The organism is Bacillus sp. CGMCC 1.16607, from assembly GCF_042683745.1.
GTDB lineage: Bacteria > Bacillota > Bacilli > Bacillales > Cytobacillaceae > Pseudoneobacillus.
On record NZ_JBHUJX010000002.1, the window covers coordinates 1 to 18,454 of the forward strand.

25 protein-coding genes are annotated in these 18,454 nt (G+C 35.7%); 9 read left to right on the forward strand and 16 right to left on the reverse strand.

Annotation, left to right across the window (positions count from 1 at the left end; genetic code table 11):
* Positions 1-298: 298 nt before the first annotated feature.
* Entirely contained in the window at positions 299-1,174 is an 876-nt protein-coding gene (locus ACFSO7_RS00055) for a nucleotidyltransferase-like protein (protein WP_377874242.1), read from the reverse strand.
* Positions 1,175-1,315: 141 nt separating this feature from the next.
* Between ACFSO7_RS00055 and ACFSO7_RS00060 the strand changes: the two genes are divergently transcribed.
* Positions 1,316-1,675: a YgzB family protein gene (locus tag ACFSO7_RS00060; protein ID WP_377874243.1), complete on the forward strand. Its 360-nt coding sequence runs from the start codon at positions 1,316-1,318 to the stop codon at positions 1,673-1,675.
* A gap of 54 nt (positions 1,676-1,729) precedes the next feature.
* On the opposite strand, the gene perR is transcribed toward ACFSO7_RS00060, so the two are convergent.
* From perR to ACFSO7_RS00080, 4 genes are all read right to left on the reverse strand, one after another.
* Positions 1,730-2,164, reverse strand: coding sequence for a peroxide-responsive transcriptional repressor PerR (perR, locus tag ACFSO7_RS00065; protein WP_377874245.1), 435 nt, complete (start codon positions 2,162-2,164; stop codon positions 1,730-1,732).
* A gap of 110 nt (positions 2,165-2,274) precedes the next feature.
* Positions 2,275-2,829 carry a cob(I)yrinic acid a,c-diamide adenosyltransferase gene (locus ACFSO7_RS00070; protein ID WP_377874246.1) on the reverse strand — a complete coding sequence of 185 codons (555 nt, stop codon included), beginning with the start codon at positions 2,827-2,829 and terminating at the stop codon, positions 2,275-2,277.
* A gap of 315 nt (positions 2,830-3,144) precedes the next feature.
* A complete protein-coding gene (bcp, locus tag ACFSO7_RS00075; RefSeq protein ID WP_377874248.1) occupies positions 3,145-3,612 on the reverse strand; it encodes a thioredoxin-dependent thiol peroxidase in 468 nt (155 codons plus the stop codon).
* A gap of 72 nt (positions 3,613-3,684) precedes the next feature.
* The gene (locus tag ACFSO7_RS00080; RefSeq protein ID WP_377874250.1) at positions 3,685-4,083 is read right to left on the reverse strand and encodes a potassium channel family protein; all 399 of its coding nucleotides are present in this window, start codon (positions 4,081-4,083) and stop codon (positions 3,685-3,687) included.
* Positions 4,084-4,253: 170 nt separating this feature from the next.
* Here ACFSO7_RS00080 and ACFSO7_RS00085 point away from each other — a divergent pair, with 170 nt between their 5' ends.
* Entirely contained in the window at positions 4,254-5,540 is a 1,287-nt protein-coding gene (locus ACFSO7_RS00085) for a glutamate-1-semialdehyde 2,1-aminomutase (protein WP_377874252.1), read from the forward strand.
* 43 nt (positions 5,541-5,583) lie between these two features.
* Here the strand turns inward: ACFSO7_RS00085 and ACFSO7_RS00090 are convergent, their stop codons facing one another.
* From ACFSO7_RS00090 to fabL, 5 genes are all read right to left on the reverse strand, one after another.
* Positions 5,584-7,353: an ABC transporter ATP-binding protein gene (locus ACFSO7_RS00090; protein ID WP_377874254.1), complete on the reverse strand. Its 1,770-nt coding sequence runs from the start codon at positions 7,351-7,353 to the stop codon at positions 5,584-5,586.
* A 140-nt stretch (positions 7,354-7,493) separates the two neighbouring features.
* Positions 7,494-8,024 carry a nucleoside tri-diphosphate phosphatase gene (gene ntdP, locus ACFSO7_RS00095; protein ID WP_377874256.1) on the reverse strand — a complete coding sequence of 177 codons (531 nt, stop codon included), beginning with the start codon at positions 8,022-8,024 and terminating at the stop codon, positions 7,494-7,496.
* A 301-nt stretch (positions 8,025-8,325) separates the two neighbouring features.
* Positions 8,326-8,583 carry a YgaB family protein gene (locus ACFSO7_RS00100; RefSeq protein WP_377874258.1) on the reverse strand — a complete coding sequence of 86 codons (258 nt, stop codon included), beginning with the start codon at positions 8,581-8,583 and terminating at the stop codon, positions 8,326-8,328.
* Between the two features lie 331 nt (positions 8,584-8,914).
* Positions 8,915-9,235, reverse strand: coding sequence for a gamma-type small acid-soluble spore protein (locus tag ACFSO7_RS00105; protein WP_377874260.1), 321 nt, complete (start codon positions 9,233-9,235; stop codon positions 8,915-8,917).
* A gap of 73 nt (positions 9,236-9,308) precedes the next feature.
* On the reverse strand, positions 9,309-10,058 hold the full coding sequence (gene fabL, locus ACFSO7_RS00110) for an enoyl-[acyl-carrier-protein] reductase FabL (protein WP_377874262.1): 750 nt from the start codon (positions 10,056-10,058) through the stop codon (positions 9,309-9,311).
* Between the two features lie 124 nt (positions 10,059-10,182).
* Between fabL and ACFSO7_RS00115 the strand changes: the two genes are divergently transcribed.
* Positions 10,183-10,407 (forward strand): hypothetical protein, encoded by a 225-nt coding sequence (locus ACFSO7_RS00115; RefSeq protein WP_377874264.1) that lies wholly within the window; start codon positions 10,183-10,185, stop codon positions 10,405-10,407.
* Positions 10,408-10,426: 19 nt separating this feature from the next.
* Here the strand turns inward: ACFSO7_RS00115 and mutY are convergent, their stop codons facing one another.
* On the reverse strand, positions 10,427-11,536 hold the full coding sequence (mutY, locus tag ACFSO7_RS00120) for an A/G-specific adenine glycosylase (RefSeq protein ID WP_377874266.1): 1,110 nt from the start codon (positions 11,534-11,536) through the stop codon (positions 10,427-10,429).
* 47 nt (positions 11,537-11,583) lie between these two features.
* On the reverse strand, positions 11,584-11,883 hold the full coding sequence (locus tag ACFSO7_RS00125; RefSeq protein ID WP_377874268.1) for a hypothetical protein: 300 nt from the start codon (positions 11,881-11,883) through the stop codon (positions 11,584-11,586).
* Positions 11,884-11,962: 79 nt separating this feature from the next.
* Here ACFSO7_RS00125 and ACFSO7_RS00130 point away from each other — a divergent pair, with 79 nt between their 5' ends.
* Positions 11,963-12,943 carry a metal-dependent hydrolase gene (locus tag ACFSO7_RS00130; RefSeq protein WP_377874270.1) on the forward strand — a complete coding sequence of 327 codons (981 nt, stop codon included), beginning with the start codon at positions 11,963-11,965 and terminating at the stop codon, positions 12,941-12,943.
* A 49-nt stretch (positions 12,944-12,992) separates the two neighbouring features.
* On the opposite strand, the gene ACFSO7_RS00135 is transcribed toward ACFSO7_RS00130, so the two are convergent.
* The gene (locus tag ACFSO7_RS00135) at positions 12,993-13,196 is read right to left on the reverse strand and encodes a YfhJ family protein (RefSeq protein ID WP_377874284.1); all 204 of its coding nucleotides are present in this window, start codon (positions 13,194-13,196) and stop codon (positions 12,993-12,995) included.
* A 195-nt stretch (positions 13,197-13,391) separates the two neighbouring features.
* Here ACFSO7_RS00135 and ACFSO7_RS00140 point away from each other — a divergent pair, with 195 nt between their 5' ends.
* Positions 13,392-13,559: a small, acid-soluble spore protein K gene (locus tag ACFSO7_RS00140; RefSeq protein ID WP_377874272.1), complete on the forward strand. Its 168-nt coding sequence runs from the start codon at positions 13,392-13,394 to the stop codon at positions 13,557-13,559.
* Positions 13,560-13,599: 40 nt separating this feature from the next.
* On the opposite strand, the gene ACFSO7_RS00145 is transcribed toward ACFSO7_RS00140, so the two are convergent.
* A complete protein-coding gene (locus tag ACFSO7_RS00145) occupies positions 13,600-13,926 on the reverse strand; it encodes a YfhH family protein (RefSeq protein ID WP_377874273.1) in 327 nt (108 codons plus the stop codon).
* Positions 13,927-14,306: 380 nt separating this feature from the next.
* Between ACFSO7_RS00145 and ACFSO7_RS00150 the strand changes: the two genes are divergently transcribed.
* The gene (locus tag ACFSO7_RS00150) at positions 14,307-14,978 is read left to right on the forward strand and encodes an SDR family NAD(P)-dependent oxidoreductase (protein WP_377874274.1); all 672 of its coding nucleotides are present in this window, start codon (positions 14,307-14,309) and stop codon (positions 14,976-14,978) included.
* Positions 14,979-14,997: 19 nt separating this feature from the next.
* Here the strand turns inward: ACFSO7_RS00150 and recX are convergent, their stop codons facing one another.
* Complete coding sequence (recX, locus tag ACFSO7_RS00155; RefSeq protein ID WP_377874276.1) at positions 14,998-15,792, reverse strand: recombination regulator RecX; 795 nt, start codon at positions 15,790-15,792, stop codon at positions 14,998-15,000.
* Between the two features lie 88 nt (positions 15,793-15,880).
* On the opposite strand from recX, the gene ACFSO7_RS00160 reads away from it, so the two are divergent.
* From ACFSO7_RS00160 to ACFSO7_RS00170, 3 genes are all read left to right on the forward strand, one after another.
* Positions 15,881-16,780 (forward strand): TIGR01777 family oxidoreductase, encoded by a 900-nt coding sequence (locus ACFSO7_RS00160; protein ID WP_377874277.1) that lies wholly within the window; start codon positions 15,881-15,883, stop codon positions 16,778-16,780.
* A gap of 94 nt (positions 16,781-16,874) precedes the next feature.
* Entirely contained in the window at positions 16,875-16,994 is a 120-nt protein-coding gene (locus ACFSO7_RS00165) for a YfhE family protein (protein WP_377874279.1), read from the forward strand.
* Positions 16,995-17,089: 95 nt separating this feature from the next.
* The gene (locus ACFSO7_RS00170; RefSeq protein WP_377874280.1) at positions 17,090-17,278 is read left to right on the forward strand and encodes a YfhD family protein; all 189 of its coding nucleotides are present in this window, start codon (positions 17,090-17,092) and stop codon (positions 17,276-17,278) included.
* Positions 17,279-17,564: 286 nt separating this feature from the next.
* Here the strand turns inward: ACFSO7_RS00170 and ACFSO7_RS00175 are convergent, their stop codons facing one another.
* Positions 17,565-18,125: a hypothetical protein gene (locus ACFSO7_RS00175; RefSeq protein ID WP_377874282.1), complete on the reverse strand. Its 561-nt coding sequence runs from the start codon at positions 18,123-18,125 to the stop codon at positions 17,565-17,567.
* Positions 18,126-18,454 lie beyond the last annotated feature (329 nt).

Here is an 18,454-nt window from a genome sequence, read left to right on the forward strand (position 1 = left end):
CTGAGCCAGGATCAAACTCTCCAATAAAGTGTTTGATTAGCTCATAAAGTTTACTCTGGCTTACTTCTATAATAGAAGTTTTTTATTTGTTAACGTTTGGTTGTTTAGTTTTCAAAGAGCAATTTTTCTTCGTCGTCAAGAGGCGACTTTCATAATATATCATGCTGAGTTTTTAATGTCAACATGTTTTTTTAACTTTCTATCCGTCCACCGCGATAACTTTCAGAGAAACATTTCGCAGCGACGGATATTAATATAACAAGTAATTCATTAAAGGTCAATAGTTTATTTTGTTTTTTTAAGATAATTTTTCTTTCACCTTATAATATCGGTGATAAACACCAAGACCTTTTGTTTCTACACTCATTACACGTATGAAGTTTTTGTCTATTAAATATTCAAGCAGAACTTCTAGATCAACTGAATACGAAGAAAGTTCCGTATTCTCCATCATTTCTTGGAATGACCAATATTCTTTAGTCGAAAGTACATCCATCAAATGTGAAATTCCTATGATCGTTCGAGAATGGATTAAAAATTCACTTGCAAGAAATAGAAGTTCCAGTCGTTTGTCAAGTGATTCCGTGCTATTAACTAGTTCTTCATATAACTTAAAAATCTCAGGTTCGATTTGTTTTACTTGTTGCCACACTGTTACCTCAGGATGGAATCCATTTTCAATCACCGCAAGTCTTGCTAAATGATGGAGTGAGTGAACGACATGATTAAAAGCATCTAATGATTGATTGTTTTCAAAAAAAGTTTTTCCATCTATATATCTACGAATTAATTTAGCAAATTCTAATCCCATTTTTAACTTTCTGCCATAAAAAGGGAACTCCCTTAATTCTGTTTTGAGACTAACCATATATTCATTTCGATCAAATAAAACTCTCCCATTTAGTAGCCAATCAAATATTTTTCGATTAGAGCCGAATAAAATCCATTCCTTTAATTGCCCATCAGTAACAATATGCATGGCAGCCTTTTTATCTTCAAAAGTGTAATGTTTTACAAACCAAGGTTGCTCAGCATCTTTAAGAATAATTAGTAAGATTGCGTCGAAGGTATCCGTTTGAAGATTTGTTTTATAACCTTTTTCTATAATAATTACACCAAGAGTATTCGGATGGCTAGCTCTCTCCTGATAAATCGGCCTTAGAATATGTTCCATACTTCCATGCCTCCAATTTAATAATAACTTTAATTTATTTTCGACAATAATTATGAATATCCTTCTTTCACTTTTGAACGAATTCCTATTACCAAATGGAAAAGAACTTATGTTATAGTTATCCATTAGGAGGGTAAGTTTATGGCTAAATATTCAAGTAAGATTAATAAAATTAGAACCTTTGCGCTAAGTTTAATTTTCATTGGCTTTATCATCATGTATGGAGGTATTTTCTTTCGGACCTCTCCAATCATTATGACTATTTTTATGATTCTTGGACTCTTGTGCATTATAGCTAGTACCATTGTTTATTTCTGGATCGGTATGCTTTCTACTAAAACGATACAAGTCGTTTGCCCAAGCTGTAAAAAGCCGACAAAAATGCTCGGTCGCGTAGATATATGTATGTATTGCAGAGAGACACTTACATTGGATCCAAATCTTGTAGGCAAAGAATTCGATGAAAACTATAATCGAAAAAGTAAAAAGGATGGCATCTAACCGCCATCCTTTTTATTTTTCTTTTGAACATTCACATATTAAGATATGTTTTGCTTAATGGGCCTTTTTTGTTGAACAATCTGGACAAACTCCGTAAATCTCCATTCGATGGTGACTTACTTTAAAGCCTGTTACGTGTGAAGCTAGTTGTTCTACTTCATCAAGTCCTGGATAATGGAAGTCAACAATTTTCCCACAATCATCACAAATTACATGATAATGATGTGAAGTAATATAATCAAAACGACTTGAATTGTCTCCGTAAGTTAACTCTTTTACTAGACCTACTTCTCGGAAGACACGTAAATTATTATAAACTGTTGCTACGCTCATATTAGGAAATTTGCCTTCAAGTGCTTTGTATATATCATCTGCAGTTGGATGTGACATGGAATTGATTAAGTATTCTAAAATAGCATGACGTTGTGGAGTTATTCTAACTCCCGTCTCCTTTAATGTATCCAATGCTTCCTTTAACTGATTTGACATCGCCATGCACCTCTTTCTAAAAAAGATTATTACTTTATAATATTTATAAATAGTGTACTAATTATATATTAAAGTTGTCAATATTATTAACTAGGCACCATAATCTCTTTTCAAGAATTGGGAAGTAAAGTCTTCTCTTCTTCTTCTAACTTTAAATTAATAAATCTTGCTGCAACAAATAAAAAGTCTGATAAGCGATTTAAATAAGATAGTACTAATGGATTCACTTCATCCCCCAATGTAACTGCATTTCGCTCTGCTCTTCTAACTACAGTTCTTGCTACATGCAAGGCTGCACCTGATGGATGACCACCAGGAAGGATAAAATTCATTAAATTTGGAAGTTGTGAATCCCATTCGTCTATTTGCTTTTCTAGTTCTAGAATATCTTCTTCTTTTAATTTCCATTTAACTTCTTTACCTGTTGGAGTTGCTAATTCGGCACCTACATGAAACAATGTCGTTTGAATTTTATAAAAAATATGATCAAAAGATTGCTTTCCCTCAAATTGAACATCTTTTAAATAGCTTAGGGCAAGTCCAATTACTGAATTTGTTTCATCACAAGAACCATATGCTTCTACCCTACCATCATTTTTTGCCACACGTTGACCATAAATTAATGAAGTTGTTCCTTTATCACCAGTTTTTGTATAGATTTTCATCGTATTAACTCCCCTCTACTTATATCGCATTTTATTTATATATGTATGTATATATTATTTGAAAATTTCAAAAGAGACTATTAAATATTTATATTTCTAGAATGAGCAATGTTATATTGCATCATTCAAAAATAATAATTCTTCATTAATCATAACATCTATATGGGAAATTATAAATTCCTGGCATTTTATAAAAAAAGACAGATCAGCTTATGTGATCTGCCAAAAATTTATCTGAGGAGGTATGCCCTAATATAATGTATGCTATACTCGTTTGACGGAATGGACAGTAGCCTTTATCTTGAAAAATAGGCTTTATAATTTTTCTTTTATAAATTGCAAAGCCTCTTCCACATGACCCTTTACTCTCAATTTACGCCATTCCTTAACAAGCTTTCCCTCTTTATCAATAATAAAGGAAGACCTTTCAATTCCCATGTATTCTTTACCGAAATTTTTCTTTAGCTTCCATACTTCAAAAGCATTTGCTACTTCATGATCCACATCAGCTAATAATTGGAATGGAAGGCTGTATTTATTAATGAATTTCTCATGGCTTTTAATTGGATCTGGACTTATTCCAAGAATTACCGTATCTACTTCTTGGAAACTTCCGTGTAAATCACGAAAATCACAAGCTTGAGTCGTGCATGACGGAGTTAAATCTTTTGGATAAAAATAAAGAACAATATTTTTCCCACGGTAATCTGATAGTTTTACTTTTTCCCCATTTTGAGCCTCTAATTGAAAATCTGGAGCTAATTCTCCTATTTGTAATGACATTTTTAGACCCCTCCAAAATATTGATCTATGTAGAGACTAAACAATTTTGGACATAATTACAAATATATAGAATTAGCGATCGAGTACCGCTCTTGCCACAAAGGCGGCAGGGATCGTGTATCCAATCAAAGCTTCGAAGACTGCTATCATTCTTCCGATTCCTAATGGATAAATATCACCGTAACCAACTGAAAATAGTGTCATCGCACTAAAATAAAAGCTCGATTCTAACTTAGGGAAAAATCCAGCTTGTCGGGGAGTCAAACTGTCATTTACAATTGGAATCCCCTTCATATCAAATAGAAGATAAATGAGGGCGAAACCTAGAGTAACCGTAATATAAACAAGCGTTAATAATAAAAAGTTTTCAACTGAGACTCTTTTACCTTTAATTTTATATGGTGAAAATAAAGTCTTTATACTCATTGTAATGCCGATAGCAATCATGATTAGTAAGATGATAAAAATCATTTCATGTCCCTCACGATTTGTTTTATTTCATTTTTATGCAGGCTTGGCCACTAACATTCTATTGTGTCTGCCTTTAGCGTCCTGAATTTTTTATAAAAATTAGAAAAGAAGATAAGAAGGAACAAACATGCTAGAATAATAACACAGTCTTATAAAAGGAGGATTTAACGATGCAATTTAGCCAATCAGAGCGTATTTATGAAGAAGCCTTAGAATATATTGTAGGTGGGGTTAATAGTCCTTCGAGATCCTACAAAGCCGTTGGAGGCGGTGCACCTGTAGTCATGGAGCGTGCACAAGGTGCTTATTTCTGGGATGTCGACGGCAATCAGTACATAGATTATTTAGCTGCATATGGACCGATTATTACTGGCCATGCTCATCCACATATTACAAAAGCCATTCAAAAGGCAGCAGAATCTGGTGTGTTGTTTGGGACACCAACCCCTCATGAGGTGAAGTTTGCTAAAATGCTAAGGGAGGCTATGCCTGCTTTAGAAAAAGTACGATTCGTCAATTCAGGAACAGAAGCAGTCATGACGACCATACGAGTTGCCCGAGCTTATACTGGTCGCGATAAAATTATTAAATTTGCTGGATGCTATCACGGACATTCTGATTTAGTTCTCGTAGCTGCTGGATCAGGTCCTTCGACATTAGGAACACCTGACTCAGCTGGTGTTCCTAAAAGCATTGCACAAGAGGTCATCACTGTACCATTTAATGATATCGAACCATTCAAAGAAGCACTTGAAAAATGGGGCGATCAAATTGCAGCTGTATTAGTAGAGCCGATTGTTGGTAACTTTGGAATTGTAGAGCCAAAGCCTGGATTTTTGCAAGATATTAATGATCTTACTCATGCGGCTGGTGCATTAGTCATTTATGACGAAGTAATTACTGCATTTCGTTTTATGTATGGTGGTGCTCAAGATATGCTTGGCATTACTCCTGACTTAACAGCACTTGGAAAAATTATTGGCGGTGGATTACCGATTGGTGCTTACGGTGGACGTAAAGAAATTATGGAAAAAGTCGCACCATTAGGCCCGGCTTATCAGGCAGGCACGATGGCTGGGAACCCTGCATCCATTCTGTCAGGAATTGCTTGCTTAGAAGTGTTAAAACAGGATGGAGTCTATGATTATCTTGATCGCCTAGGTGCTATGCTAGAAGATGGCATCCTTTCTGCTGCAAAGGAATTTAATGTCCCGATTACGATTAATCGTTTAAAAGGAGCATTAACTGTTTACTTTACTACCGAGAAAGTAGTGAACTATGAGCAAGCGGAAAACACAGATGGAGAGATGTTCGCTAAGTTTTTCAAGCTCATGCTTCATCAAGGAATAAACTTGGCACCTTCTAAATATGAGGCCTGGTTCGTTACCATTGCTCATACAGAAGAGGATATTGAAGCGACTCTACATGCCGTTCGCCAAGCATTTGAAGCGCTATAATAAAAAACAACACTAGCTAAAATGTCGCTAGTGTTGTTTTTTATTAGCTTTCCAATACGATTTCCTTGTTGTCGATTTGTTGGATTTGGAATAATCGATAGTAGCCGCCTTGCTTTTCCATCAGTTCTTCATGTGTCCCGATCTCGGTAATTTCTCCATGCTCAATTAGAACAATTCGGTCAGCATGAGTAATAGTGGATAAGCGATGTGCGACAATAAAGCTCGTCCGATCCTTGGCTAATCTTTCAAATGATTCCTGGATCAAGTGCTCACTTTCTAAATCAAGAGCAGAAGTCGCTTCATCTAATATTAAAATAGGTGGATTTTTTAAGAATACTCTTGCAATGGCCACCCTTTGTTTTTGGCCTCCAGATAATTTAACACCACGTTCACCAACTTTAGTTTCATATCCTTCAGGAAGATTCATGATAAAATCATGAGCATTTGCCGCTTTAGCTGCTTCAATCACTTCCGCTTCAGTCGCACTTGGATTTCCAAGTAAAATATTTTCTTTAACGGAATCACTAAATAGGATATTGTCTTGAAAAACCATTCCGATTTTATCTCTTAAGCTTCGAACTTGAAAATCCCGGATATCTTTACCATCTAATAATATTCCACCAGATGTCACGTCATAGAATCGTGGAATTAAACTTACCAATGAGGACTTTCCGCCACCACTCATTCCTACAAGGGCAATTGTTTCTCCTTTTTTAACTTCTAAATTAATATTTTTTAAAACTGAGTCATCTGCTTCATTATAAGCAAAGCTGACATTATCGAAGGTAATATTACCTTTAACATTTTGACAAGATCTCGCATTCGGTGCATCTTCAATATCGTAGGCTACATCGATAAATTCAAATACACGATCCATAGAAGCAAGCGATTGTGTAATGCTAGTAGATGAATTCACTAATCTTCTTAATGGGTTATAAAGTTTGTCAATATAAGCAATAAAAGCGATCATCGTTCCGATAGATAATTGCCCATGAATGGCTTGATAAGCAGAAAAACCAATGACAAGAAGCGGTGCGATGTCAGTAATCGTGTTAACTACTGAAAATGATTTCGCATTCCATTTTGTATGGTCAATCGCCTTATCTAAAAAGTTACGATTTTGCTTCGCAAATTGAACTTGCTCATAATCTTCGATGGCAAAGCTTTTGACAACAGGCATGCCTTGTACCCGTTCATGTAAATAACTTTGCACCTCTGCCAACGCTTGTGAGCGCGCCTTCGTTAACCTTCGTAAATTACCGAAAAAATATCTAACAGAAAACGCATATAAAGGAAAAAGAACGATGGAAACGATAGTTAATTTCACATTCATTGTAAACATAATGGCAATGGCAATAAAGATCGTTGCCACATCTAACCATAAATTCATCAAGCCTGTAACAACGAATGTCTTCGTCTGTTCCACATCGTTAATCACTCTAGAGATAATTTCTCCCGATCTAGTGTTTGAGTAATATTTAAAACTAAGTTTTTGAATATGATTAAATAGCTTATCCCGAATATCGTACAGTATTTTGCTCGAAGTCCATTGTGCAAAGTATTGACGATAATATTCAATAGGTGGCCGAATAACGACAAAGATGACAAGCATAATGATCATAATCCAGACTAATTTGTCCATTTTTTCCGTTTTCGTAAGGTCTACACTACTAACAATGTCATCAATAACATATTTGATTAGCATTGGAATCATTAATGGAATAGCGAATTTTATAATTCCGATGATAATCGTTCCAATAATTTGCCAACGATATGGTTTGACAAAATGAAGATATCTTCGAATACTTTCCAACTTTACACCTTCTATTTTCATAAATTTAAGAAACCTGTTGAACGATTCAACAGGCAATTTTTCCAATTGTGACATAATGATCTGTCCGATCATTTCTATGCAAGATATCTCTCATACCGAATATTTAGTCGGAATCTGAATTATCGTCTATATGTTAGATATCTTTCATACCAGGTATCAATAAAATCTGGTGCAAATGGACCTTTACGTTGACGAATCCATCTGATTAGTTTTTCGACATTCCTTTTTAAAATTTGGTCAATTACTTCTGGATATTTCATTTCACGGCGATGGCGCTCGTATTCATCTTCATCAAGGAGATGGAAGGTCATATCTGGGTACACTTTAATATCTAAATCATAATCAATATATTTAAGTGCCTCTCCATCGTAAATAAATGGAGAGCTTATATTACAGTAATAATAGATGCCATCTTCACGAATCATGCCAATAATGTTAAACCAATATTGGGAATGAAAGTAACAAATCGCTGGTTCCCTTGTGATCCACGTTCTTCCATCTGATTCTGTCACAATCGTTCGATCGTTCCCTCCAATAACAAGAGTTTCTGACCCTTTTAAAACAGTTGTCTCCTCCCAAATGCGATGGATGTGCCCGTTATGTTTATAGCTATGAATTTGTATTGGTTCTCCTTCTGTGGGAACGCCCATTACATTTCCCCTACTTTCATTTCGGAACTTTTGATACCACGAAAAGCGAAAGCGCTCTTGTAAGCCCCGACAAGCATAAGACAAGCCGGCGAGAAGGTTGCTCTCTAACCTTATCGACGGATTGGCTTATGACCTCGAGGGGCTAGGCCGCTTGTGCTAGACAATTCTTTCTTAAAAGAACATAGGCAACAAAGTACGATTCTTTTTTCTATTATTATAACGGTTGTACAAAGAATTTAAAACTAAAGAGCCATTGAAATTTCAATGACTCTACATAATTTATTGAATTTTTTCTTATAAACTACGAAACGGTTGTTAAATCAATTGTTTGGTATGATCGGATGACTTCCTCTGTTTGACTTTCAAACACCTGCTGAATATCTTTTAACTCTTCTTTCATCCGTGTTATTTCATCCTGTACACTTCCAAGTTCCGTTTCCTTCTGAAGTGCGATTAATTCCTCTTCAATTTCTTGGCACCTCTCTATTTCTGCTTGAATAAATAAGAGCTTTTCCATTGTTTTCATCTGTTCAGATACTAAACGGTTAAATTGATTCATATGTCGCACCGCCTCTAATTTATTGGTTATAGTATGTATTCGTTAAATGAGGGAGGACTCCTTTGACTAGTTATGTTGAGATTAAAGAAGTTTTGTCGAATGCACAAAAAGCGGAAGCGCCTCGATCAGTCCCGACAAGCAAAAACCAAGCCAAGAAAGAAGGCGTTCTTTGACTTCATTCTTGGCTTGGCTTTTGACCTCGAGGTCGACAATAGCGCGACGTCCTGTCGCATTGTCGACACTTGTACATCCTGTACTTCGGGGATAGGCGCTGTAGCTGGATTAAACAAAAAGAAAGCACCCTATCGAAGTTAGGGCACTTTCTTTTCAATTATTGTTGTCCAAAGTTACCGGAGTTTTTTGCTTTGTTTGCTTGTGATTGTTGGTTTTGTTTTCTTACTTCTGCTGCGTCTGTTTCGCTAGCGAACTCAGCACCAAACTGTCCGCCAGCTGCTCCTGCAGCTCCAGCGCCAGCACCACCACTAGCAGAACGAGCGTTTTGAGCTCTTACTTCCGCTGCATTTGTTTCACTTGCGAATTCAGTGCCAAATGCACCAGCAGATCCAGCACCAGCTTGAGCATTTTGTTGTCTTACTTCTTGAATATTTGTTCCAGCTTGTGTTTTATTAGGCTTTTGATTAAAATTTGCCATCGTTATCACCTCCACGAAGATTAATTTAACCGTTTGTGAAGGAGATTATCCAAAATATTTTTTAAAAATTTTATTACACTAAAAGCGAAATGCCCCCGTCAACAATAATGGTCTGTCCTCTAATCATGCTTGCCTCTTCTGATAAAAGAAACATGACCGTATTGACCATATCATCAATTTCCACCATACGTCCTGCAGGTGTTTTTTCCTTTGCCTCTGTTAACAATTCATCTCTGTTTGGAAAATGCGTCAATGCTTCGGTATCCACAGCCCCACCAGAGATAGCGTTAACAATAATATTCTTCGGTGCAAGTTCAACTGCTAAGTAGCGAGTCAATGCTTCTAACGCAGCTTTTGATACTCCGACAGTCGTGTAGTTTTTCAAATAACGAATGGATCCAAGCGAACTAATACTTACAATTTTTCCTCCGCCATTTTTCTCCATTAACTTCGCTGCTTCTTGGGCACAAAATAATAAAGCCTTGCTATTGATATTCATTGTCCAATCCCAATGCGACTCTTCTAATTCCATTGCAGGTCGAAGTACACCTGAAGCCGCATTGCTGACAAAAATATCTAACCTTCCATAGGTTTCATCAATTTGAGTAAACATTTGTTTAATTTTCTCAACGTCTCCGACATTCGCTTTTACAATTAATACTTTTCTTCCCAATGCTTCAATTTCATTTGCCACTTCAATGGCAGCACTTTTGCTGCGAGCATAATTTATGACAATATCATATCCTTCTTTAGCAAGACGAAGTGCTGTCGCCTTTCCAATCCCTCTACTACTTCCAGTAATAAGTGCAACTTTTTGTGTCATATGTATTGATTCCTTTCTAAACTTTTCTTTTCATTTTAGCTTTTTCATGTATAGATGACAATTAGAGATAGGAAAATATAGGTGGGTAATAAGACATAATTTTTTTAAGAGGAGATGAAATATAATGTATAGTGGCCGCGATATGACAGAGCTTTCAATGATGTCAAAAACAGATTGGGATATAAATGAACTGGCTTATTTTCATCATTCTTTACAACAGGTCGTTCCATATTTAAATAGTGAGGGACAGACAATTCATCGTGAAATAGTGAAAGAAATTATGCGTAGAGGTGGATTAAATGATAACCTGCCGCATAATACAAATCTATCGGAGCTTTCTTTTGATTAAATTTAATAAGGGCTTCTCCTCACAGAGATAGCCCTTCATTTCTGAATTCTAAAAATTGCTGGAGCATCTTTTGATGGGAAACGGGAAATGCAAAAGAATCCAATTCATCAAGTGAAACTAGTTTCAAGTAAGGATTTTCTATCACGTTGGAAACAATTTTCCCAGAATACACTTGTATATGCCATTTCAAATGTGAAAATACATGCTCGATTTGACCAAGTTTTTCATTAATTTCTCCCGTTATATTATACTCTTGCTTTAATTGTTCAAGAAACACATTTTTCGTTCTTTCCGATTGAACTTCAAAATTAGGAAATTCCCAAAGACTTGCCAGTAGACCACTCTCAGGCCGCTTATGAATTAAAATTCTCCCCATTGGATCTGTCATAATCCCCGCTACTAGCATGACATCTTTTTGTTTTGTTTTTTTCGTTTTCACAGGCAATTCTCTTTGTGTCCCATTTTCAAAAGCGCTACAATGTTCCCTAACAGGGCATAATAAACACGATGGTGAGGTAGGCGTACAAATTAATGCACCTAATTCCATTAACGCCTGGTTAAAATAAGACGGATTCTCATGAGAAATCAATTTGCGAACAGCTTCTTCAAAAATTTTTCGCGTTGAAGATTTAGCAATATCCTCATAAATCGATAAAATTCTTGATAATACCCTCATCACATTTCCATCAACTGCAGGTTCTGGAACGCCATACGCAATACTTAATACCGCGCCCGCTGTATAAGGACCGATCCCTTTAAGTCCTGCTATTTCTTTAGGTGTATTGGGAACGACTCCGTCATATTTTTCTTGAACTTCCTTACAAGCACTTTGTAAGTTTCTCACTCGCGAATAATATCCAAGACCTTCCCAAGCTTTTAATATTTTTTCCTCGTCGGCGTTTGCAAAATCATTTAATGATGGGAATTGATTCATAAAATTTTCGTAGTAAGGAATTACAGTATCTACTCGAGTTTGCTGAAGCATAATTTCTGATACCCATATTCGATAAGGGTCTCTTTCCTTTCGCCAAGGTAGATCTCTCTTTTCTTTAGAATACCAGCCAATTAAATCAGCCTGAAAATCATTAATAAATACCTTCTGTAAATTTTCCATTAATTGATTAGACATTTTGCTCCTCCAAGATGTAAAAGATCCTTTGAATGGGAAATATAAATTTATCGAGTCTTTTTTATTCCATAAAATCCAATTTGTTGTAATCCACCTTTTATATGAGGATCTAAACATCCAAAAATAGAATGGTTTTTGGATGTTCGTAATTTTTTTAGGGCATAATAGTGTGATTCGGTCGGTAATATGAAAGTTTCGACTACTTTATTTTTAGAAGTGTTAACTTGAATTTGGTCTGCTTCAAATGTAGGCAATTCAGAAAGAACTTGACGAATCGCTATTTTATATTGTGAATAAGAAGATTCATTCACTTCATACTGAATGACCATTTGTATTTGTGTGTTCATTATTCCATCTCCCTAGACTAAACCATAATATAGATCGGTGACAAGTATGAAATTATCCCACTAAAGGAGGGCACCCCTTTTGGATACTGGTACTCACGTTGTAATGGGGCTCGCATTAGGTGGATTAGCTACATTAGATCCTGTTGTCGCAGATCACACGGCAACCGCAACTAGTGTGTTAATTGCCACAATAGTAGGTTCTCAGGCTCCGGATATTGATACGGTGTTAAAGTTAAGAAATAATGCGATTTATATTCGGAATCATCGGGGAGTGACCCACTCGATTCCAGCGGTTCTTCTTTGGCCAATAGGAATAATAGCGGTACTCTATCCTTTATTCCCTACTGCAAATTTGCTCCACTTATGGATTTGGACATTTATCGCTGTTTTCCTGCACGTATTTGTCGACATTTTTAATGCTTACGGGACACAAGCACTAAGACCTTTTTCGTCGAAATGGGTCGCATTAGGGGTTATTAACACTTTTGATCCGTTTATTTTTGCGATTCATGTCGTTGGATTATTCATTTGGGCATTCGGTGCACATCCTGGTTATACATTTATAGCTGTTTATGCCGTCATTTTTTTCTATTACATTTTTCGATTCCAAGCACAGAAAAATGTTAGATGTAAAGTGAAAGAAATAATCCCTGATGCGCAGGAAATCATCATTGCTCCAACGATGAAATTTCATGTTTGGCGTATTGCTGCTATAAGTGAATCCAATTTTTATGTTGGGCGTTCGTCTAGAAATCAAGTGGAAATTTTAGATGAGTTTGAAAGAATTGAAGTTCCAAAAAACGCTATTCTTGAAGCAGCAAAAAAAGATAAAAATCTTTCTGCCTTCCTTTCATTTTCACCTGTCTACCGATGGGAAATTGATGAATTTAATGATCATTATGAGGTTAGATTTATCGATCTCAGATATCGAAGCAATGGACATTATCCATTCGTAGCGGTAGTTAAATTAAATCCAAATTATAAAATTATAAGCTCCTACACAGGATGGATCTTCAGCGAAGAAAAACTTCGTAAAAAACTCAGCATCCTTCCCAATTAATCATCTTCCATTACCGCATTAAAGCAGCGGGGGACTGACCCCCGCTGCTTTAATGCGGTAATGTGTTATTGTTTAGTAGGTGTTTATATTTGGGATTGTTAGCAACAAATTCGTGTAGTTTTTCTCCATAATATTGAATCCACTGACGGACGATTTTCTCTGTCATTTCTGGGCCTAAATATTCTCTTCCCGCTTTGGCATGGGTGGACTCAAAGTCTTCCCACAAAAGCTCCACCCAAGTCCTTGCCTGCATTACCGTTAATTGGTTATTTTTTCTCAAGTAACAGTTGGATAAGCCTTTCTTGATTATTCATCACAAAAATCACCCCTAATACCAATGATTGTATTTCATAGCCTAATACTTATTAACCAATAATAATCATACGTGAGTAGCATTGAACCATCTTTGTTTCTTACGTTCTGATCCTAATTAATAGGAGGAAACGACATGCGTAATAAAGAAAATAACTTCCCTGGAAAACATAAATTTGATGGTGAACCGCGAGCAAAGTCTGAATACGCATCTACACGAGCAAATGGGACAATCAACACACACCCTGGGGAGCGAATGAGAGCCTCATCAACTCGTAAAGGGGATACACCTGAGCTATTTTAAATGTAATCGAATAATAAGGACTCCCTTTCAAAGGGGGTCCCTATGATTTAAGTTCTTTTAGCATGGAAATGGGAAGTGCTTCTTCTTCTCCTTTTCCACTTAAGCGAAACCCCCATGCAAATACACCATTTAAATATTGAACTTTAAAATAGCTGCCTGGATCTCCTTCAATTTCATACATTTCATTTTCTTTTATCGTATCTGGGTTGATTAAATATGCTTTAGCCATAATCGCTTTTCTTTCTAAGACAGCAAATTCATTTACCATCCCCATTTGTTCAGCTTTTCTAGCTTTCTCATTCAGTTGAGAAATTTCTTGCTGCAACTCATACGCTGACATTTGGCTGTATCTTTTTTCTTGTTGCATGATTCCCTACCCCTTTTATGGTATTTATCTTGATAAGAAAACTTTTTTGGACTTTGAAAATAGTCTAGCTCCAAGCATCCAGCGACTAGTGTACTGGCCCTCTCCTCCTTACGATAAGTCAACATCGAATCACTATCGCTCTTCGTGTTTCCTTTATCTCATGATTCAAAAAGCGAGGCGACTGTACAGCCCCGACAAGCATAAAACGGTCCTGACAAGAAGGTTGCTTTTACCTTCTTGTCAGGAGTGGCTTATGACCTCGAGGGGCTAGAAGCCGCAGCTAGATTAAGGAGCGGACCAGTCCTGTCGTGCGCTAAACGGACGCTTCCGCTTTTCTTTTAGTATAATAAAAATATGGACAGGTTGAAAGGAGAATGCAGGTGAAGGCATTGTTAATTACGGGAGCAGGTTCAGGTTTAGGTAGAGAATTGGCATTATTATTTTCACAAAAAAATTATCATATTTTTTTATTAGGTCGTTCACAGGATAAATTACAAACTGTCAAAACTGAAATTGAACAATTTGGTGGACATGCTGATGTCATCCAATCTGATATTCGCTCCTACCAGGACATTTCTGAAAAGATCAAGCATTTGAGTGAACATTATACTTTTTACGGAATTATTAACAATGCAGGAATCGGGCATTTTGGACCATTTATTAAAATGGATGAGCATGAAATTGTAGAAATGATGGAAACAAATATTTTTGGAACGATATATGTGACAAGGGCTGCTTTACCAATACTTGAAAAACAAGGCTCAGGTCATATAATCAATATCATTTCCACAGCAGGCTTACGTGGTAAGGTGCATGAAGCGGTTTATGTCGCAAGTAAATATGCAGTAAGGGGCTTTACAGAAAGCCTACAAAAAGAATATGAAAATACAAATATAAAGTTTACTGCCGTTTATATGGGTGGTATGGACACACCTTTTTGGGAAAACAGTGATCATATTAAAGATACGACTAGACTACGTTCCCCAAAAGAAATTGCAGAAATTATCTATTCACAAATCAATGATGAATCAATCGTTATAGAAAATAAATAAAACTAATCGACTGGAATTCCTAATGTTCCAGTCGATTTAAATAATCTTCAATTTCATCCATTGAAAAACCTTTCCGATAAAGAAATTGTTTTACTTTTTGTTTATTATCCCCGTAATTCTTTATTGCCTTTTCCCCTTGCTTTATAATAGCCTCATGATCGCCAGTTTCATCATTCATGTCTTTTTTCCACTCTCTTAACGCTTCATCAATGACTGATAAGGTATATCCTTTTCGAAGCAATGCTTGTTTCAATTTCTGTTCAAAAATATACTGGGAATCATTACGCTTTTTATTTAGCGCTTTTTGGCAGAGCTTCAATACTTTAGATAATTGTAGATTATATGAAAATTCCTCCATCACATGATCTACAATCATTGTTTCAATGCCTTTTTCTTTTAATTCCATCTTCACTACATTTGGACCTTTATCCGTTGTATTTATTTGTGTTCGAACGTAGGCAATAGCAAATTCATTGTCATTTATGTATTTCAAGTTATAAAGTCTATGTATAACCTCTTGAATAACAGGATCTTCTATATCTTTCAGCTTTAAATAATCCTTCACTTCTTTTTCAGACCGCATTCTTAACGCTAAATATTGAATTGCTATGCTTAATGCTTTCCGAACAGTATCCTGATAAAGAACTTCGAATTGTGTAAACTCATCTAACTCTAACCCTTTTTTTAAAGAATATTTAATGAGTACATCTTCATCCACACTAAAGGCATACTTTTCACCATCGCCATCATTGACATACACATTATATCGATCTGATTGCTTCTTTTGAGTGGTGATTTTCGTAATTATAACCATTTATTTCACCTCTAGTCCAATTTAGCATATTTTTGGAAGAAATTAATTATATAATGAATAAAACGGCTTGAAAAAAGGGGGAATATTTTTGAAAGTTATCATTGCTGGTGGTTCTGGATTTGTTGGAAAAGCGCTTAGTGATTATTTTCTGAAAAATGGAGATGACGTATATATCCTTAGCCGCCAACAAAAAACGAATACGAATGTAAAATATATCGAATGGTTGAATGATTATAGTAAACCAGAACCTTTTATTGAAGGAGCTGATATTTTCATTAATTTAGCGGGAGAATCCATTAATAGTGGGCGTTGGAATAAAAATAGAAAGTCTAGAATTTTACAAAGCCGACTTAAGGCAACAACTGAACTTCTCTCATTGATTGGACGCTTAAACGTAAAACCAAAAGTTCTTATTAATGCAAGTGCGATTGGTTACTATGGGACTTCTAATACAGCAATATTTACAGAAGAAAGTAATAGTATTGGTGACGATTTCTTATCAAAGACGGTTAAGCAGTGGGAATCATTAGCTATGAAAGCTGAAGCTCTAGGTGTCAGGACTGTACTTTGTCGCTTTGGCATTGTCCTTGATAAAAAGGGTGGAGCCTTGCCGAAAATGGCGCTTCCCTATCAATTATATGCTGGGGGAAAGCTTGGTAAAGGGAATCAATGGATTTCTTGGATTCATATTGAGGACGTCGTACATGCCATTAACTTCGTGATCCATAACGAATCAGTCACAGGACCTGTTAATTTTATTTCACCTAATCCCGTTCAGATGAATGAATTCGGCAAAATTTTAAGCCAAGTATTAGGTCGCCCACATTGGATTCCCACCCCTGAAACTGCATTAAAATTATTACTAGGTGAAATGAGCATACTTATGTTAGAAGGGCAAAAGGTATTGCCAAGGAAATTATTAGAGAATGGATTTACCTTTCTATTTCCCACTTTGGAGATTGCTTTAAAAAATATTTATCAAAAATAACGGTTTATCCCTTTCCTTTTAGGGCAAAAATATGGACTGTAATCCAAAAAATTCGATTTCCAATATTTGAAACGAAAGGAAGGGTTCATTCGTTATGTCAAAAAATAAAAAAGATAAAGTGAAAAGTAATTTAAGTAGTATGCAGGCTGTTACATACGCAAGGGAGTTTAAGAGAGCCGATCGGGCTGGAAATTACAAAAATAAAAGTATGTGATCAACTCCCTCATAATTTCTTTGATTCAACAAACAATAAAGTACGAAAGCAGAATTGCTTTCGTACTTTATTGTTTTGAAAGGGGATTGTATTGAATGGGCAGACATAATAGTCATAACAAACGCGATAAAAACAAAGCAAGCCTCCCACAAGTTCCAAAAAACATGAAAACAGATGGCGTCGATGAAGAATTCTCACGCGAGCTTGCTGACCAAGCGGATTTAGAAGCTTTAGCAAGAGCAAATGCAGCGAATCAGCGGGTACAAGGAAATCGGAATAAATAAAATAATCAGAAGCAGGACACCCCTCCTGCTTCTAACTTAATCTACAGTTCCTGTGAATAACTAATAAATATCTGTTGATAAATCAAAGGGTTTTGTTAATAAAAATGTGAATAATTTTGAGGATAACTCTGTTGATACTGTGCATAACCTTATAGAACACTATAAAACATAACTTTCTTAAGTAGATAACTTTGGGGATAAAGCACTATAACTTTTCACTAATAGCACATTTAAAAAACGCCAAAAGTTCATCGTTACAATCACTTTCGGCGTTAGAAATTTATTACTAGGAATTGATTCCCTTATATACAACCTCACTACCATTAAAAAAGCTTTGTCTCCAATCTTCTATAATTGGATGATGTTTTTCATTTTCATCGGTATAGTAAAAATTCACTTTTTCACCTTCCGAAGTAGCAGCCCACATTTTTCCGGATCCATCAAAAATAACTACTCCTTCTGCTACACCTTCTAAACCAGGCATATATCCATGGAAAGCATAAACATCATCACTTTCAGTAGGAATCGGAGTAATTTGTCGGAATGTTACACGAAAAATATCTAGATCTTTTCCAACTAATTTCCTAAACGAATCTTCCATTTTTTTATCGAGGAAAATCTTGAAAATTTGATTGTACTCTTCTTTATCTTCTAATTGAAATTCTTCTCCAGTCGAGCTTTCTTCTGCCTCATTTGCAATAGCCTCTATTTCCTCAATTGCCTGTGCCTCTTCTTCTGTTTCAACTTGCTCGATGTTCTTGTCCTTCACTTTAGATTCATCGTCTGAACATGCTGATAGAATCGAAAGTGTCAGCATTACTGTAAAAATCGATATTACTTTTTTCATTAAAATACACCTCAAAAAATAATTATAATTCTAACTAGCAATTCTTAATATTAAAACTATTTTAACATATAATCTCTTAATCGTGACAATTAGTATATAGAAAAATTAAATTTAATGATCTGTTCATTTTTTATTCATACTTTGTTCATTTTTATTAATTAAGATAGATCGTAAGAGCACCTAACTTAAAAAATCCCCCTTTTTAGTACCTTGATATGCTCCCCTTTAAGTAGACAGATTAAAAAATAAAAATCTGTTTACTCAAGGGGAGTATTTATTTTGTCTAAAAGGGCTTATCCTGTAGAGGAAAAATTGAAGATATTAAAGGC

Excerpts from the sequence above, each read along its gene's own strand:
- ACFSO7_RS00055 (WP_377874242.1), bottom strand. The coding sequence starts at position 1,174 with ATGGAACATATTCTAAGGCCGATTTATCAGGAGAGAGCTAGCCATCCG.
- ACFSO7_RS00060 (WP_377874243.1), top strand. The coding sequence starts at position 1,316 with ATGGCTAAATATTCAAGTAAGATTAATAAAATTAGAACCTTTGCGCTA.
- perR (WP_377874245.1), bottom strand. The coding sequence starts at position 2,164 with ATGTCAAATCAGTTAAAGGAAGCATTGGATACATTAAAGGAGACGGGA.
- ACFSO7_RS00070 (WP_377874246.1), bottom strand. The coding sequence starts at position 2,829 with ATGAAAATCTATACAAAAACTGGTGATAAAGGAACAACTTCATTAATT.
- bcp (WP_377874248.1), bottom strand. The coding sequence starts at position 3,612 with ATGTCATTACAAATAGGAGAATTAGCTCCAGATTTTCAATTAGAGGCT.
- ACFSO7_RS00080 (WP_377874250.1), bottom strand. The coding sequence starts at position 4,083 with ATGATTTTTATCATCTTACTAATCATGATTGCTATCGGCATTACAATG.
- ACFSO7_RS00085 (WP_377874252.1), top strand. The coding sequence starts at position 4,254 with ATGCAATTTAGCCAATCAGAGCGTATTTATGAAGAAGCCTTAGAATAT.
- ntdP (WP_377874256.1), bottom strand. The coding sequence starts at position 8,024 with ATGGGCGTTCCCACAGAAGGAGAACCAATACAAATTCATAGCTATAAA.
- ACFSO7_RS00100 (WP_377874258.1), bottom strand. The coding sequence starts at position 8,583 with ATGAATCAATTTAACCGTTTAGTATCTGAACAGATGAAAACAATGGAA.
- ACFSO7_RS00105 (WP_377874260.1), bottom strand. The coding sequence starts at position 9,235 with ATGGCAAATTTTAATCAAAAGCCTAATAAAACACAAGCTGGAACAAAT.
- fabL (WP_377874262.1), bottom strand. The coding sequence starts at position 10,058 with ATGACACAAAAAGTTGCACTTATTACTGGAAGTAGTAGAGGGATTGGA.
- ACFSO7_RS00115 (WP_377874264.1), top strand. The coding sequence starts at position 10,183 with ATGTATAGTGGCCGCGATATGACAGAGCTTTCAATGATGTCAAAAACA.
- mutY (WP_377874266.1), bottom strand. The coding sequence starts at position 11,536 with ATGTCTAATCAATTAATGGAAAATTTACAGAAGGTATTTATTAATGAT.
- ACFSO7_RS00125 (WP_377874268.1), bottom strand. The coding sequence starts at position 11,883 with ATGAACACACAAATACAAATGGTCATTCAGTATGAAGTGAATGAATCT.
- ACFSO7_RS00135 (WP_377874284.1), bottom strand. The coding sequence starts at position 13,196 with ATGCAGGCAAGGACTTGGGTGGAGCTTTTGTGGGAAGACTTTGAGTCC.
- ACFSO7_RS00140 (WP_377874272.1), top strand. The coding sequence starts at position 13,392 with ATGCGTAATAAAGAAAATAACTTCCCTGGAAAACATAAATTTGATGGT.
- ACFSO7_RS00145 (WP_377874273.1), bottom strand. The coding sequence starts at position 13,926 with ATGCAACAAGAAAAAAGATACAGCCAAATGTCAGCGTATGAGTTGCAG.
- recX (WP_377874276.1), bottom strand. The coding sequence starts at position 15,792 with ATGGTTATAATTACGAAAATCACCACTCAAAAGAAGCAATCAGATCGA.
- ACFSO7_RS00165 (WP_377874279.1), top strand. The coding sequence starts at position 16,875 with ATGTCAAAAAATAAAAAAGATAAAGTGAAAAGTAATTTAAGTAGTATG.
- ACFSO7_RS00170 (WP_377874280.1), top strand. The coding sequence starts at position 17,090 with ATGGGCAGACATAATAGTCATAACAAACGCGATAAAAACAAAGCAAGC.
- ACFSO7_RS00175 (WP_377874282.1), bottom strand. The coding sequence starts at position 18,125 with ATGAAAAAAGTAATATCGATTTTTACAGTAATGCTGACACTTTCGATT.